The organism is Streptomyces sp. NPDC001507 (assembly GCF_042894765.1).
Lineage (GTDB): Bacteria > Actinomycetota > Actinomycetes > Streptomycetales > Streptomycetaceae > Streptomyces.
Map to the genome: position 1 here is coordinate 15,089 of NZ_JBIAVV010000008.1, position 16,111 is coordinate 31,199.

A 16,111-nucleotide genomic window follows, 5' to 3' on the forward strand; every position below is an offset into this window, starting at 1 on the left:
TACGGGCCGTGCCGCCGCCGTTCAGGTGGTGACGGTCTGCCGGTGGGCGGCCGCGTACGCCATCGCGTGCCGGACGACGCCGATGAGCACCTCCTTGACCGACTCGCGGTCCCGGGCGTCGCAGAGCACGACCGGCACGTCCGGGTCGAGATCGAGGGCCTTGCGGACGGACTCCACCGGGTAACGCGCCGCGCCCTCGAAGCAGTTGACGCCGACGAGGAAGGGTATGGAACGCCGCTCGAAGTAGTCGACGGCGGCGAAGCAGTCCTCGAGGCGGCGCGTGTCCGCGAGTACGACGGCTCCCAGAGCCCCTTCGGCCAGCTCGTCCCACATGAACCAGAACCGTTCCTGGCCGGGCGTGCCGAACAGGTACAGCACCAGGTCCTCGCGGAGGGTGATGCGGCCGAAGTCCATGGCGACGGTGGTGGTGTGCTTGCCCTCGACGCCGGAGGTGTCGTCGACCGGTCGCCCGGCCTCGGTGAGCAGTTCCTCGGTGCGCAACGGCCGGATCTCGCTGACCGCGCCGACCAGGGTCGTCTTGCCCACGCCGAAGCCGCCGGCCACGAGGATCTTGAGCGTGACGGGCTCGACCGGGGGCTTGCCACGCTCAGATCGCCCGAAGATCATCGTTTTCTTCTCCTGCTTGATGAAGTCGCTGCTGGGGTCATTGCTGGGTTCGGGTGCCGGGCGACGGGCGTCCGTATCCGCCGCCGCCCGGGGTTTCGACGACGAGCACGTCATCGGGGCCGACGTCCGCGGCATCGCTGCCGCCGAGTTCGGTGACCGTGCCGTCGGCCCGCTCCACCCGGTTGGCGCCGAGTGCGCCGGGCTCGCCGCCGGCCATGCCGTACGGCGGCACCCGGCGGTGCTGGGAGAGGGTGGAGACGGTCATGGGTTCGAGGAAGCGGACGCGGCGGACCGCGCCGTCCCCGCCGTGCCAGCGCCCCGCGCCGCCGCTGCCCGCCCGGACGGCGAACTCTTCGAGGCGGACGGGCAGCCGCCACTCCAGGACTTCCGGGTCGGTGAGCCGGGAGTTGGTCATGTGGGTCTGTACGACGCTCGCACCGCTGAAGCCGTCACCGGCTCCGGAACCGGAGGCGACGGTCTCGTAGTACTGGTGGCGTTCGTTGCCGAAGGTGACGTTGTTCATGGTCCCGGAGCCCTCGGCCTGGACGCCGAGCGCGGCGTAGAGCGCACCGGTGATGGCCTGGGAGGTCTCGACGTTGCCCGCGACGACGGCGGCCGGTGGCTCGGGGGCGAGCATGGAGCCGGGCGGCACGACGATGTCGAGCGGGCGCAGGCAGCCGTCGTTGAGCGGGATGTCGTCGGCGACGAGGGTACGGAAGACGTACAGCACGGCCGCGTTGACGACGGCGAACGGGGCGTTGAAGTTGGTGGTGAGCTGGGCGGAGGTGCCGGTGAAGTCGATGGTCGCGCGCCGGTTGTCGCGGTCCACGCGCACGCGTACCCGGATGACGGCGCCGGAGTCGGTCTCGTAGGCGTACGCGCCGTCGTCGAGGGCGTCGATCACCCGGCGGACCGCTTCCTCGGCGTTGTCCTGGACGTGCCGCATGTAGGCCTGGACGACGTCCAGGCCGAACTCCTCGATCATCCGCCCGACTTCGTCGACGCCCTTGCGGTTGGCGGCGATCTGGGCGCGCAGGTCGGCGAGGTTGGTGGGGATGTTGCGGGAGGGGTGGCGGGCCTCGGCCAGCAGCCGGTGCGTCTCGGTCTCCCGGAACCGGCCGTTCTCGGCGAGCAGCCAGTCGTCGAAGAGGACGCCCTCCTCCTCGATGGTGCGGCTGTTCGCCGGCATCGAGCCCGGCGCGATGCCGCCGATCTCGGCGTGGTGGCCGCGGGAGGCGACGTGGAAGAGGATCCGGTCACCCTCCGTGGCGAAGACCGGGGTGATCACGGTGACGTCGGGCAGGTGGGTGCCGCCGTGGTACGGGTCGTTGACGGCGTAGGTGTCGCCGGGGCGCATCGAGGTGCCGCGGCGGCGGATGACCTCCTTGACGCTGGTGCCCATGGAGCCCAGGTGGACCGGGATGTGCGGGGCGTTGGCCACCAGGTTCCCGTCCGGGTCGAACAGGGCGCAGGAGAAGTCGAGACGCTCCTTGATGTTGACGGACTGGGCCGTCGACTCCAGCCGGGCGCCCATCTGTTCGGCGATCGACATGAAGAGGTTGTTGAAGACCTCCAGCAGGACCGGATCGGCTTTCGTGTCGAGATCGGAACTCTGCGTGACCGCCGCGCGTTCCATGACCAGATGCCCGTCGTCGGTCGCCGCGGCCCGCCAGCCGTCGTCGACGACGGTCGTGGCGCTGGTCTCGGTGATGATCGCCGGGCCGGTGACGGTTTCGCCGGGGGCCAGGTCCTCGCGGCGGTGCAGGGGTACGTCGCGCCAGGCGCCGCCGGAGTGGAGGCGGACGGTCCCGGGTGCGGCGGGGGCGCCCTCGTACGGGGCGAGGGCGGAGAGATCGGGGGGTTCGGTGATGCCGGTGGCTTCCACGGAGAGGGCTTCGACGACGACCGGGCGGTCGAGTGTGAAGGAATACGTGGCGCGATGACGTTCTTCGAAGGCGTGTTTCATCGCGTCGGGCTCGGTGAGCTCGACGGTGAGGGTGGTGTCGGTGCCGTCGTAGCGGAGCTGGGCGCGGCGGGTGACTTCGACGCGGTCCTCCGGGACGTCCTCGGCGAGGAGTTCGGCGCGGGCCGCGGCCTCCAGGTCGTCGGCGGTCTTGCGGATGCCGGCCATGGCGGCGGGCTCCAGGGGGGCCTCGACGGACTGTTCGCGCATGGCGGTGGTGTCGGCGAGCCCGATGCCGAGTGCGGAGAGGACTCCCGCCATGGGCGGCACCAGCACGGTGCGGATGCCGAGCGAGTCGGCGACCATGCACGCGTGCTGTCCGCCGGCCCCGCCGAAGGTGGTGAGGGCGTAGCGGGTGACGTCGTGGCCCTTCTGGACGGAGATCCGCTTCACGGCGCTCGCGATGTTGGCCACGGCGATGCTCAGGTAGCCCTCGGCGACCTGTTCGGGGGTGCGGTCGTCGCCGGTCCGCTCACGGATCTCACGGGCGAGCCCGGTGAAGCGGTCGCGGACCAGGTCGGCGTCGAGCGGCTGGTCCCCGCCCGGCCCGAACACCCGGGGGAAGTGGGCCGGCTGGATCCGGCCGAGCATGACGTTGGCGTCGGTGACGGCCAGTGGGCCGCCGCCCCGGTAGCAGGCCGGGCCGGGGTCGGCGCCGGCCGAGTCCGGGCCGACGCGGTAGCGGGAGCCGTCGAAGTGCAGCACCGAGCCGCCACCCGCGGCGACGGTGTGGATGTCCAGCATGGGGGCGCGCAGCCGGACGCCCGCGATCTGCGTGGTGAAGACCCGTTCGTAGCCGCCTGCGAAGTGGGAGACGTCGGTGGAGGTGCCGCCCATGTCGAAGCCGATGACCCGGTCGAAGCCGGCGAGCTGCGACATCCGGGCCATGCCGACGATCCCGCCGGCCGGACCGGAGAGCACGGCGTCCTTGCCGCGGAACTGCCCGGCCTCGGCGAGCCCGCCGTTGGACTGCATGAACATCAGCCGTACGCCTTCGAGCTCGTCGGCGACATGGCGGACGTAGCGGCGCAGCACGGGCGACAGGTAGGCGTCGACGACGGCGGTGTCACCGCGCGGGACGAGCTTCATCAGCGGGCTGACCTCGCTGGACAGCGAGATCTGCGGGAAGCCGGTGCGGGCGGCCAGCTCGCCGATCGCCAGCTCATGGGCGGGGTACAGGTGACTGTGTATGCAGACGACGGCGACGGCCCGGATCCCGTCGTCGTACGCGTCCTGGAGCGGGCCGGCCAGGGCGTCCAGGTCGGGTGCGCGCAGCACGGTGCCGTCGGCGGCGATCCGCTCGTCGGCCTCGACGACCCGTTCGTACAGCAGCTCGGGCAGGTCGATGCGGCGGGCGAAGATGCGGGGGCGGTTCTGGTAGGCGATGCGCAGGGCGTCGCGGTAGCCGCGGGTGATGACGAGGAGGGTGCGCTCGCCCTTGCGTTCGAGAAGGGCGTTGGTGGCGACGGTGGTGCCCATCCGGACGGCGTCGACGGGGGCACCGGAGCCTGCCAGCAGCTCGTGCACGGCGGCCACGGCGGCGTCGGCGTAGCGGGCGGGGTTGTCGGAGAGCAGCTTGTGGGTGAGCAGCCGGCCGTCCGGGCGCCGTGCGACGACGTCGGTGAACGTCCCGCCACGGTCGACCCAGAACTGCCAGCCTGTCACGTCACTACTCCGCTTCCGCGCCGGTCACAGCGCCCGGAGGCCGTTGATCACGTCGCGCAGAATACTCTCGTCCACCAGGTCGGCCGGGGGTACCGGCCGGTTGACGTGGACGAGTTCCCCGTCGACGAGGTCGCCGACGAGGACCCTGACCACTCCGACGGGGAGGTCGAGTTCCGAGGCCAGCTCGGCGACCGACTGAGGTGTGTCACGGCAGAGCTCGACGATGTCCACGTGCTCCGGGGACAGCGTCCGGTCGTCGTCCACGTCGTCCGCGTGCGGCTCCGTGACGACCACCGCGATCAGGTCGAGCCGGTGCTGGGCCGCACTGGTGGTGCGGCCCCGTGTCATGGCGTACGGACGGACGACCGGTCCGGCCTCGTCGTCGAACCAGTGACTTCTTCCCTGACCGTCTCCGCTCATGTCATCCCACTACCCGCTCTGGGGCAGATCGGTGCGTGGGGCGGACCCCAGATGTACGCCGACCCTCTTGACCAGGAGCGTCATCTCGTACGCGACCTGACCGACGTCGGAGTCGGCGTCGGAGAGGACGGCGAGGCAGCTGCCGTCACCGGCGGCCGTGACGAACAGGAAGGCGTCGTCGAGCTCGACGACGGTCTGCCGGACGCTGCCCGCCTCGAAGTGGCGGCCCACGCCCTTGGCGAGGCTGTGGAAGCCGGAGGCCACGGCGGCCAGGTGCTCGCTGTCCTCTCTGGTGAGGTCCTTGGAGACGCCGGTGGGCAGGCCGTCGCCGGAGAGGACGACGGCCTTGCGGATGCTGGCGACCCGGTCCACGAGGTCGTCCAGCAGCCAGTTCAGCTCGCCCTTGTTCGTCGCCGTGTGGTCGGTCGCCTTCGGATCGGTCATCGACCGTCCCCCTTAGTCGTTCCTTGTGCTGTGCTGTCCCGGGAGCCGTCACCCTCGGCGTTCTCCGCACGGCCCCGCTGCCAGCCGCGCTGGAGCGAGCCCATGCGGCTGCGGACCTCGTCGGCGTCGCGCTCGACGGGTTCCGGACCACGCGCGGTGGATGATGCGGGTCCCTCTCGCAGCTGTGGGGCCAGGTTGGCCTGCCGTACCCGCCTGGGCAGCGGCCGGGTGCCGGGTGCGGCCTCCGGAGGTGTGCTGCCGGGGGGCGGGACGGAGTCGTCGGTGCCGCTGCCGGTGCCGTCCGCGGAGCGGCGGGTGCGCTGCGGCAGGGCGGGGGGCCCGGCGGGTTCGTCCGGGCCGCCGGCGCGGGGCGCCGTGCGATCCTCGCCGCGGTCGGCCGGGCCGCCGGCGCGGTGCGAGGACGGGTCGGTGCGGCGGCGGGAGGGCAGCGGGGCGAGTCCGCCCGGTTCGGGGCGGCCCTGGTCGGCCGCGGTGCGCTCGTCCGGGCCGACGCGCCGGGAGCGCTGCTCGGTGACCGGCTGGCCGTGCGAGCTGACCAGCTTGGGCGTCCGCCGTACGGGCAGCGGCACGGGGCCGCCGGGGTGCTCGTCGCCGAAGCGGTCGGCGGCCTCGCGGGACGGGTGGTGGAGTTCGGTCACGGCGGGCGTGGGGTCGTCCGCGGCGTCGGCGAGGGAGCGGCGGGGGCGGAACAGGCCGCCGCGCTCGCTGTCGTCGTCGGTGAGGGCGCCCGGGAAGCCGTCCAGTGCGTCGAGGTCGACGGGCGCCTCCAGCTCGACCGGGCCGTCCAGCAGTGCGGCCGGCAGTCCGGGCCGCTGCCCGGGCACCTGGGCCAGGGAGGCGGCGCGGCTCTCCTCGGGCTCGGCCTCCCTGGCGGGGCGGCCGCGGTCGAGACGGAAGCCGACGCCGTTGGTGTCGGGGACGTCGTCCGTGAGCAGTACGTCGGGGATGAAGACGACGGCGGTGGTGCCGCCGTAGGGGGACGGCTGGAGCGAGACGCGGACGTTCTGGCGCTGGGCGAGGCGGCTGACCACGAACAGGCCGAGCCGGTCGGTGTCGGAGAGCTCGAACTCGGGTGTCTCGGCGAGCCGCAGGTTGGCGTCCAGGAGCGCCTCGGCCGTCATGCCGAGACCCCGGTCGTGGATCTCCAGGGTGAAACCGTTGGCGACGCGCTCGCCGAGTACCTGTACGGCGGTGTGCGGCGGCGAGAACACCGTCGCGTTCTCCAGGAGTTCGGCCACGAGGTGGGTGAGGTCGGCGACGGCGGGCCCGGTGACGGCGACGCGGGGCAGCCGTCGGACCTCGATGCGTTCGTAGTCCTCGACCTCGGCCACGGCGGCGCGCACCACGTCCATGAGCTGGACGGGCCGGCGCCACTGCCGCGAGGGTGCGGCGCCGGAGAGGATGACCAGTCCCTCGGCGTGCCGGCGCATACGGGTGGTGAGGTGGTCGAGGCGGAAGAGGTCGGCGAGTTCGTCGGTGTCCTCGGTCCTGCGTTCCATGGCGTCGAGCAGGGTGAGCTGCTTGTGCAGCAGGACCTGGCTGCGGCGGGCGAGGTTGACGAAGACCTCGGAGACGCCGGCCCGCAGTTCGGCCTGCTTGACGGCGGCCTCCACGGCGGCGCGCTGCAGGGTGTTGAGGGCCTGGCCGACCTCGCCGACCTCGTTCTTGTCGTACTCCAGGCGCGGGACCTCGGTCTCCACGTCGATCTGTTCGCCCGCGGAGAGCCTGCGCATCACGCTCGGCAGCCGGACCCCGGACGCTTCGTGTGCCTCCTGGCCGAGCAGCCGGAGGTCGCGGATGAGGCTGCGGCCGACCCTGACCGAGACGACCAGCGAGAACAGCACGGCGACCACACCGAGGACGCCGACGACGGCCGCCTGGACGATCACGGTGACGGAGACGGGCCGGACGCGGTCCTGGAAGCGGTCGCCGACCTGGTCGTCGAGGGTGCGCAGTTCGTCGAGCACCGTGCCCGCGGTGGCGTCCCAGCTCTTGGCGCCGACGTCGTTCGGCACGCCGGACCCGGCGGCGAGGACGGACTTCTCGGCGGCCAGCAGAGGGGCGGTGGTGGCGCTCCTCCAGAAGCGGTCGAAGCGGTCGCGTTCGCCGGCCGGCAGCAGCGGGAGGCTGATGTCGTAGAGGAGGGTGCGCTGGGCGATGAGGTCGGAGATCTGGCGGGTCTCCTCCCGGGAGACCTTCCCGACCACCAGGGCGGAGCCGAGCAGGGCGTCCTCGCGGGAGACGAGCTCGCGGGCGCGGGTGATGTTGACGAGGGCGCGGGCCTGCTTGTCCATCTCGACGTCGTCGATGCCGTCGAGGGAGCCGAGCAGCGCGTAGCAGGGGTCGACGACGGCGTTGTAGAGGCCGAAGGCCTGGGCACGGTCCACGGTGCCCTGCTCGACACTGCGGCGCAGGGGGGCGATGCCGTCGAGACCGTCGAGTTCCGCGGTGAGGCGGTCGTTGTCGTCGGCGTCCAGGCCGTCGTGTACGCGCTGTTCCCCGGCGTTCCTGCGGAGCTTGGCCACGGCCTCGTCGGTGGCGGCGCGGGTGCGGTTCAGGGCGCTGAGCGCGTCGGAGGCGCGCGGGTCGGCGAGATAGACCAGAGTCTGCCGCCGTTCCTGCTGGAGAGCGCGGACCGCGTCCTCGGTGGGGTAGCCGAGGTCCTCGACGACCGCCGACACGTGGAACAGGTGGGTGACCTCGCGTCCCGTGAGCACAGCCGCGAATCCCCAGACTGCCGTCAGGGACACCAGCGGCACGAGAAGCAGCGCCACGATCTTCCGGCGGATCGACTTCCCGCGAAAGCGCATGGCCTCCCCCAGCTCGACCCCCGCCGGCCGGGGGTACACGTGTACGTCAACAAACGGCGCGAGCCTACTACCGTCACAGGGATAACTCGAAGAACTGTCCGGACGGTGAACTTCCGCCTGGGTGGTGGGACATGGCGGACAGGCAGGACGAGTTGTCCGGGCATTGCGGGAGATTGCCACCGCGATCGCGTCGACTTCCCGCGAGTAGGGCGGGAACGGCACGAAGGATCAGTTGGCCGGAATTTTTCCCTGGTTCGGGAATCATCGGGCGAGTTCGTTCGTCCTTGTAGACGGGTGATGAGTACGGATTCGGCCACAGGAGCCGCGTCTCTGATCCGGGCGGCGTAAAACAGCGCAAGCCGGGCAGCCAATGGGGAGCCGGGGTCGTCGGACACCGGTGCGAAGGCTTGCCGGCGGTGGGGAGTGACACCTTGATGGGGACGGCTGAGCGGCGCCTGGCGCCCGAGGACGGCGCGGCCACGCACTCGACTGTGCGGCAACAGCAGGCGCAGTACCGGACGTTGTGGGTCGAGGAGCCCGCCAAGCGGTACCGGATGCCGGACCCGGTACGGACGGCGGCGGTGCGGTCGGTGATCATCATCGCCGTCACGCTGCTCCTGGCCATGGTGGCGTTCTTCTGCACGATGGCGGAGTCCTGGCTGGCGTTCCCGATGGTGATCAGCAGCGTGGTGAGCACCGTGGCGGCCACCTGGAGCGCGGTCGACGTCCTGGTGACCCGTCAGGTGTGGAACCAGCGCTACGGCGTTGTCTCGGAACCGAGCAGCACGGCCCGTGCACTTCGCCGCGAGCGGCGCGCGGCCCGGCGGCAGGAGCGGGCCGCCGAGCGCGAACAGGAGCGGATACGGCGGCGGGGCGGCCAGGCGGGACAGCTGACCCACCCCTGAACGGGGGGCCGTCGGTCAGGCCGACGGTTTCCTGAACATCCGGGTGGCGGTGATCTCGCTGTGCACCGCCTCTCCCGTCTGCGGCTGCTGCGGCAGCCCGGGCCGGAGATGTTCCTCCACGCTGATGTACTTGAGGCCGGCCCGTAGGTCGGCGTCGTTCCGCAACCGGATGACCAGCGGGAACTCGGCCAGCGCCGTGGTGTCGAACAGCCCGGTCGTGTACAGCAGTTGCACGCCCAGCGCGTCCGACACGGCTCGCTGGAGTTCCAGCAGGTACGTCGCGTTGGCGCGGCCGATGGGGTTGTCGAGGAACAGCGTCCCCGCGTGCCGGTGCTTGTCCCGGCCCCGGTCATTGGAGCGCAGTGCGGCCATCGTGCAGTACAGGGCGATGGCCGCGGTCAGCAGCTGGCCACCGGAGAACACGTCCCCCATCTGCCCCACCGGCACCCGCTCCGCGCGCAGTACCGCGTCCGGCTTGAGGATCTCGACGGCGACGCCCTTCGGCTGCAGGGCGGCGGCGACTCCCCTGAGCAGCAGGGACATTCCGTCCCGGCGCAGATCGGAGTTCTTCTTCACGGCGGCCCGGGTCGCCTCGTCGACGACCTCGCCGAGCCGCTCGGTGAGCGTGGCCTGGTCGGGCTCCTCGAAGCGGATGCGGAGGAACTCCTGCCCGGACCACTCGCCGAGCCCCTCGGGCAGCCGGGAGAGCCGCTGGGCGGAGCGCAGGGTCGCCAGCGCGGACTCGACGAGCCCCCGCAGCCGGTCCACGATCGAGTCCCGGTTCCGCTCCAGCTGGGCCAGTTCGTCGGTCAGCACCCGCAGCCGCGGCGCGAAGGCGTCCGCCCACTTCTGGGCGTGCTCGGGCAGCGCGGAGGCGGGCAGCTCCCGGATCTGCTGGCGGGCGGGGGTCCGCACCGCCTCGTACCGGGTGGCGTTGGCGTGCCGTACGAGCACGTCGCTCGCCTCGCGGACGGCGGACTCGGCGGCGGACAGGTCGCCGGCGCAGCCGCGCAGCGACCTGCGGGCCTCGGCGGCGGACTGCCGGGCCTCCTCCAGGCTGCCGGGGTACGGCTCCTGCTCCTCCTGCTCCTCGTCGGCGGTGTGCTCGCGCAGCAGGTCGCGGAGCATGGCGGCGATCTCCTCGAAGCCGCCCGCCGCGTCCTCGGCGGCGCGGTGTGTGTCCAGCAGCTCGGTGTGCGCCTCCCGGGCCTGGGCCAGTGCCTCGGTGCGTGCGGCCAGTTCGGCCGTCGCCGTGCGCAGCAGTGCCTGGGCGTGCTCGGCGTCGCGCGGCTGGAGTTCCTCGGGCAGTTCGGTGTGCGCGTCGCCGTCCGCGGGGGCGTGCCGCTCGGCCTCGCCGCGGAGCCGCCCGAGTTGCTCGCTCGCGGTGGACATCCGGGTTTCCAGGAGCTGCACCAGTTCCTCCGCGCGGGCGGCGGCGGCCTGCCGGGAGGGCCCGTCGGAGCCGTCGGGCGACTGCAGCAGCTGCTCGGCGCGGGTGCGGACCTTGTTGGTCAGCCGTTCCAGTTCCGCGAGCGCGGCGCTCTCGTCGCTCTCCGCACGGGCCTGCTCGGCACGCAGGTCGGCGCCGACGCCGACCTTCTCGTAGAGCTGCGAGGCGGCCCGGTAGGCCTCGCGCAGGGCGGCCAACGGGGACGAGGAGCTGGGGGCGTCCTCGTCGGCCTCGGGCATGTCGTCGGGGGCGCCGGCGATCTCGGAGCGCTCGGCGCGCAGCGTACGGGCGGTGCGGCGGGCGTCGTCGGCGGCGCGCTGGGCGGCCCGCCGGTCCTCGTCGGCGACGCGGGCGCGCTCCAGGCAGGACTGGGCACGGGCCTCCGACTCGGTGGCCTCGTCGGCGAGTTCACGCAGCCTGACCTGCCAGCCGGCCCGCTCGCGCAGCCGGAACGCGAGGCCGGCGAGCGCGTCGGCCGCGCGCCGGGCCCGCTGCGCCGCCTCCTGCCGTTCGTCGCGCAGCTGCGCGGCCTCGGCGGCGGCCTCCTCGGCCTCCGCCCGCGCGGTCCGGGCCTCGGCCAGCTCGGCCTCGGACTCCGCCGCGAACGCCCGCGCGTCCCGGGCCTCCTGCGCCAGCTCCACGAGCCGTCCGGCCGGGCAGCCGGTACGCCAGGAGGCGAGCCGCGCGGCCAGCTCGCGGTCCTTGCCGAGCCGGGCAGCGAGAGCACGGATCTCCTCGTCCCGCTCGGTGGCCCGCGCGCGCAGCGCCTGCCGCTCCTCGTCGGCGGCGTGCTCGTCGTGCATGGCCGGGTTCGGCGGCACGAGGAAAACGTCACCGGGGGTGGCGTCGGCGGCCGGAGCCGGCGCGAGCAGGGCGGCGGCGGTGCCGACGGCCACGGCGGAGCGGGGCAGCAGGGCCGCCTCGCTGAGCGCCTCGCGGGCGCGGGCGTGTGTGTCGGGGTCGGTGATGACGACGCCGTCGACGAGTTCGGGGCGGGCGGCCAGCACACGCGCGTGGTCGGCGGGGTCGACGGCCTGGGCGAGGTAGCGCCAGCCGGGCAGTGCCGGGATGCCGTGCTCGCCGAGGAACTCGACGGTGGCCAGCACGTCGGGGCCCGGCGGCAGCAGCCCGCCGTCGCCGAGAGCGCCGAGGATCCGGGAGTCGTCGGCGGCGGCGGTCCGCAGGTCGAACAGCTGCCGCTCGGCGGACCCGACGGCGTCGTCCAGCAGCTCCCGCAACTCGTCCGCGAACCGGTCGAGTTCCTCGGGCACGAGGGCCGTGGGGGTGTCGTCGCCGCCCTCCTGGCGGGGCCGCGGAATGGCGGTACGGGAGCCGGTGAGACCCAGCAGTTCGGTCAGCCGCTCCTCCGCCGCGAGGGTCTCGGCCAGGCGTTTCTCGGCGTCGTACGTCCGCTCGGCCGCGGTCGCCGCGTCCGCGGCACGGGCGGCGGTGAGTTCGGCGCGGGACTCGGCGGAGGCCGCCTCGCGCGCGTGCTCGCCCGCTCGGTGGGAGGCCTCACGGGCGGTGTCCCAGGCGGCCACGGCCGTCTTCTCGGCGTCGCTCGCCGCGAGCGCGGCCCTGGCCGGGTCGGCGTCCGGGGCGCTGTCGTCGAGCCAGCCCGCGCGGACCGCCTCGGCGGTCTCCTGCTCGACCTCGCCGAGCCGCTGCCTGAGGTGGCCGGCCTCGCTGCGGGCGCGCTGTGCCTCGGTGGCCGCGGCGGTCGAGTCCCGGTGCGCGCTGTCGCTGACCTCCTGGAGTGCGGCGGACCGCTCCTCCTCCTCGTTGGCGAGGCTCTCCGCCCTCTCGGCGGCCGCGTGCAGGGCCCGGACGAGTGCGACGGCGGCCTTGGCGCGGGCGGCGAGGGCGGGGGCCGCGTCCCGTTCGGCCTCCTGGATGGCGGCGGCCACGCGCGCGACGCGGTCGGCGGCCGCACGGTGGCGGAGCACGGCTTCGGCGGCCTGCCAGGCCGAGTGCAGGGTGCGCGCGTCGGCCAGCTCGCGCTTCTGCGCGGCGGCGGACTTCTCACCGACGGCGAGCGCCAGGGAGGCGTGCCGGTAGGCGAGTTCGGCGGCGATCAGCGCGCTGCGCTCGCGGGCGCCGTCGGAGTGCGTGACGGCGTAGGCGGCGGCCGTGACCCGCTGGGCGAGGTCGGCGGCGCGCATCCGCTCCTGCGCGCCCCGCGCGGACAACCGGCGCGCCAGCGTACGGGTACGGCGTTCGGCGCCCGCGTGGATGTCACGCGCGCGTGACCGTGCCTCCGCGGCCTCCACGATCCGCCCCAGCAGGTCCACCGACCCGGCGGTGAAGTCCCGTTCGGCGATCAGCTCGGCGCGCCGCCCGAGCTTGTTGCCGAAGCCGCCGACCAGGTCGGCGAGTCCGTCGGTGTCCCGGGTGTCGGTCACGGCCCGCAGCAGCAGGTCGGTGAAGTCGGAGTCCTTCTTCACCGCGAACAGGCCCGCGGCCTCGCCCTCGTCGGCGTTCATCTCGCGCTGGTAGCGGAAGAGTTCGGGGTCCAGGCCCAGGTCGCCGAGGTGTTCGATCCAGCGGTCGTGGATCTCCTCCCAGTACACGTCCAGGTGCGGGTACGCCTTGCCGGCCTCGGTGATGGCGTCCCGGAAGCCCTTCATGGTGCGCCGCCGCCCCTGGGCCCCGGAGGTGCCCTCCACGGGCTGTCGTACGGCGGTGGACTCGGCGACCGGCAGGTTGTCCAGCGAGAGCCCCGGGCCGGGCCGGAACGAGTACCAGGCCTCGGCGAACTTCCGCGGGTCGTTGGAGACCTGCCGTCCGCGCCATTCGCTCGCCTTGCCGACGACCACGCACTCGCCGGTGAGCGTGTGCTGCCACTCCAGGGCGACGTGCCCGCAGTCGTCGGCGAGCAGGAACTTGCGCAGCACACCCGAGCTCGCGCCACCGAGGGTGTTGCGGTGGCCCGGCAGCATCACCGAGAAGATCAGCTTGAGCAGCACCGACTTGCCGCCGCCGTTCTCCAGGAAGAGCACGCCCGCGGGCGCGGGCCGGCGCGGCGGCCCGACCGGCTCCTCCTCGAAGAACTCCGCCTGGGTGGGGGCGGGGTCGGGCACGGGCTCGCCGACACCGCGCAGGTCCAGCACGGTGTCGGCGTAGCGCGCACCGGCGGGCCCGATGGAGTAGAGGCGGACCCGGGACAGCTCGTACATGGCGGACTCTCGTAAGACGTGGGAAGAGGGTGGTGACGGCTCGAAGGGGCTTCGGGAACGGCTCAGGAGTGGAACGGCAGGCCCGCGTCGGCGACCAGGTCCAGATCTTCGGTGGCGTCGGCGGGCAGCAGGCTGGCCGTGCCGTCCGTGACGGGGACGACGCCGAGCTCCAGCAGCTCGGCCATGGCGGCGCTGCCGGCCAGGTCCCGCACCTGGAGCTGGTAGCGGGCCGTCGTGCGGTACGTGCCGCCCTGGTCGTCGCCGGTGCGCTGGAGGAACCCGGAGTCGGTGAGGAAGACGACCGCCTTGCCGATGATGCCGGTGGTGGAACCGGCCAGCCGGCGGGCGTCCTTGGTGGCACCGGTCGCGCTGCGTCTGGCCCAGATCCGCCAGGCGGCCTCCAGGCCGGGCGCGTCGGTGGCCGGGTCGGTGTTCTCCCCCGCCTCCTCGGCCCGCTCCTCCAGCCGCCGGCAGGCCTGCCGGACGAAGGCGTCGACGCCGTTGACGGTGATCCGCCCGATGTAACCGTCGTCGGCCAGGTCCTCGGGGCGGGGGAACGCCAGCGCGGCGACGGCGAGATGGGCGAGACCGTGCAGGAAGCGGTCGCTGCCGTCCGCCGACGTACGACGCGCGTAGTCGCCCATGCGAACGGCGAACACCGAGTCCTCGGCGGCCGTGACGGCCATCCCCGCCCGGGGCGACACCTCCAGCACCACCAGGCCCAGCCCGGCGGCGACGGCATCGGCGAGCCGGGCGAACGGTGGGTCCTCCCGGTAGCGCCGCAGCAGCTCCGTGTACTCCTGATCACGCGCGGGCTGCAGCTTGGGCTGCAGCCCGAAGGCGACGAGCCGCGCGGCATCGGCGGCATCGGCCGGGGTGACGGCAGCATGCGCCGACCCGGCAGATGCCTCGGCCTCAACGTACTCGCTCACAACGACAACTCCTCGAACTCACCAACAGGGATGTGCTGGTGCGCCCCTTCAGGGGCGCGGCGAACTGCGCGACCAGCCCCCACCGGCCCGCACCCGGCACACGACATCACGCCGCCTCGGTCCGATCCGCAGCCATCCCCACCGCATCCAGCAAAGCAGTCCCGACGATCAGATCCGCACCCCCGAATCCGGGGTCGTCCAGCTCCGTTCCGTCGTCCACCGCGAACAGCAGCTTCTCCTCGCCCTGCCTATAGGCGGTACCAACAGCCGGGCTGGCCGCGTGCACCGCCAGCAACGCAACGAGGTAGGCCAGGTCCTCGCCCCCCACCCGCCGCGCCTCCGCCAGCAGCCCCGACAGCCGGCGAGGCGCGTCGGCCGGCAGGTCCAGCAGCCGCATCGCGTCCGCCAGCTGCTCCTCGCTGAACCGGCTGTCGTCCGGCGTGGCGATGAGGTCCGGCTCCGGCATCTCCGCACCCAGGTGCTCCCGCTCCACCGGCGGCGTCAGCAGTATGTCGACGAGGTCGCCGACCCGCACCGACACCGGTGTCCGCAGCCCGGTCCCGCGCGCGAAGAACGCCCCCGTGACCCGGCTCGCCTGCTCCAGCGGCAGCGGCAGCAACGGCGCGAGGAGGTGCCCGTACAGGTCCGTCCCCGACGTCGTCATGGGCGTCGCGAACGCCTGCCGGTCCTGCTCCGCGCGGAACAGCGGCCCCGCCTCCAGCAGTCGCGACTGCAACTGGGTGTGCCGCCGGATGCAGTCCTTGACGATGTCGACGAGCTCGGCGGCGCGCCGCTTGTTCTCGGGCTCCTCGGTCTCGTCGCGGGCCTTGCGGATGTTGGTGAGGATCGCGTTCTCGTGCCGGTAGCGGTCGGCGACGTGGTCCAGGGCCTCGGCGATCATGTCGGGGACGGCGTTGAGCCAGTCCACCGCGCGGACGTTGCGCCGGGTGGCCTCCAGGGCCCGGCGCAGGCTCTCCGAGTACTGGACGGTCCGGTAGCGGGCCTGCTCCGCGGCGAGCTGGGCGTCGGCGAGCCGGCCGCGGTTGATCAGCACCTCCAGCTTGACCTCGGCGGCGATCTGGGCGCTGGTGACGTCCGTGTCGAGGGCGCCGACGAGGACGTTGACCGCCTCGTCGGTGGTACGGAGGTACACCGTGCCCTCCGGTCCCGGCACCTCCTCGATGAGCTTGAAGTCGTAGTCCCGGCGGACGTACGACCCGTCCGGCGCGAAGGTGCCGTACACCGCGCGGAAGCCGCGGTCGACGCTGCCGACGTTGATCAGGTTCTCCAGGACCCAGCGGGCCACGCGCTCGTGCTCGGCGACGGGGCGGTGCGGGGCCTGGGCGGAGATGCGGGGGATCAGCCGGGCGACGATCTGCTCGTGGTCGGCGCCGGTGTCGAAGTCCATGTTCAGGGTGACCAGGTCGATGGCGGAGAGGGCCACCTCGGCCATGCCGTACACCGAGTACTCGCCGGCCAGGTTCGCCTTGCGTGCGTCGAGGTCGTGCAGGGGCGCCGTGCAGGCGAGCGCGCGCAGCCGCCGCGCCAGCCCCTCGTCGGCGGCCGGGCCCGGTGCGGGGCGCGGCCCCGCGCTGAGCTGGGGCGGCACGCTGTCCGTCGATGCAGGCGAAGTCACGGTGCACAGACTAGGTCCTGGGTCTGACATCGGCCCAAACGACGCGGAGCGGCTCCGCCGGG

At 73.2% G+C, this 16,111-nt stretch carries 9 protein-coding genes; 1 reads left to right on the forward strand and 8 read right to left on the reverse strand.

Annotated features, from left to right (window positions below):
* Nucleotides 1-21: 21 nt before the first annotated feature.
* Genes ACFY0K_RS25130 through ACFY0K_RS25150 form a run of 5 tightly spaced genes read right to left on the reverse strand, consistent with a single transcriptional unit; the run spans nt 22 to nt 7,950 of the window.
* A complete protein-coding gene (locus ACFY0K_RS25130) occupies nt 22-627 on the reverse strand; it encodes an ATP/GTP-binding protein (RefSeq protein WP_352367122.1) in 606 nt (201 codons plus the stop codon).
* Between the two features lie 37 nt (nt 628-664).
* Entirely contained in the window at nt 665-4,255 is a 3,591-nt protein-coding gene (locus ACFY0K_RS25135) for a hydantoinase B/oxoprolinase family protein (RefSeq protein WP_390641766.1), read from the reverse strand.
* 24 nt (nt 4,256-4,279) lie between these two features.
* Entirely contained in the window at nt 4,280-4,675 is a 396-nt protein-coding gene (locus tag ACFY0K_RS25140; protein ID WP_390641767.1) for a DUF742 domain-containing protein, read from the reverse strand.
* 9 nt (nt 4,676-4,684) lie between these two features.
* On the reverse strand, nt 4,685-5,119 hold the full coding sequence (locus ACFY0K_RS25145; RefSeq protein WP_351960420.1) for a roadblock/LC7 domain-containing protein: 435 nt from the start codon (nt 5,117-5,119) through the stop codon (nt 4,685-4,687).
* Nucleotides 5,116-7,950 (reverse strand): nitrate- and nitrite sensing domain-containing protein, encoded by a 2,835-nt coding sequence (locus ACFY0K_RS25150; RefSeq protein ID WP_390641768.1) that lies wholly within the window; start codon nt 7,948-7,950, stop codon nt 5,116-5,118. The genes ACFY0K_RS25145 and ACFY0K_RS25150 overlap by 4 nt, the downstream gene beginning before the upstream one ends.
* 434 nt (nt 7,951-8,384) lie before the next feature.
* Between ACFY0K_RS25150 and ACFY0K_RS25155 the strand changes: the two genes are divergently transcribed.
* Entirely contained in the window at nt 8,385-8,855 is a 471-nt protein-coding gene (locus ACFY0K_RS25155; RefSeq protein WP_390641769.1) for a hypothetical protein, read from the forward strand.
* Between the two features lie 15 nt (nt 8,856-8,870).
* On the opposite strand, the gene ACFY0K_RS25160 is transcribed toward ACFY0K_RS25155, so the two are convergent.
* The 3 genes from ACFY0K_RS25160 to ACFY0K_RS25170 all read right to left on the reverse strand — a co-directional run bounded on the left by ACFY0K_RS25160 (nt 8,871) and on the right by ACFY0K_RS25170 (nt 16,049).
* Entirely contained in the window at nt 8,871-13,481 is a 4,611-nt protein-coding gene (locus ACFY0K_RS25160) for a hypothetical protein (RefSeq protein WP_390641770.1), read from the reverse strand.
* 62 nt (nt 13,482-13,543) lie between these two features.
* Nucleotides 13,544-14,413 (reverse strand): hypothetical protein, encoded by an 870-nt coding sequence (locus ACFY0K_RS25165; protein ID WP_352363863.1) that lies wholly within the window; start codon nt 14,411-14,413, stop codon nt 13,544-13,546.
* A gap of 106 nt (nt 14,414-14,519) precedes the next feature.
* On the reverse strand, nt 14,520-16,049 hold the full coding sequence (locus ACFY0K_RS25170) for a hypothetical protein (protein WP_351960425.1): 1,530 nt from the start codon (nt 16,047-16,049) through the stop codon (nt 14,520-14,522).
* Between the last annotated feature and the right edge of the window lie 62 nt (nt 16,050-16,111).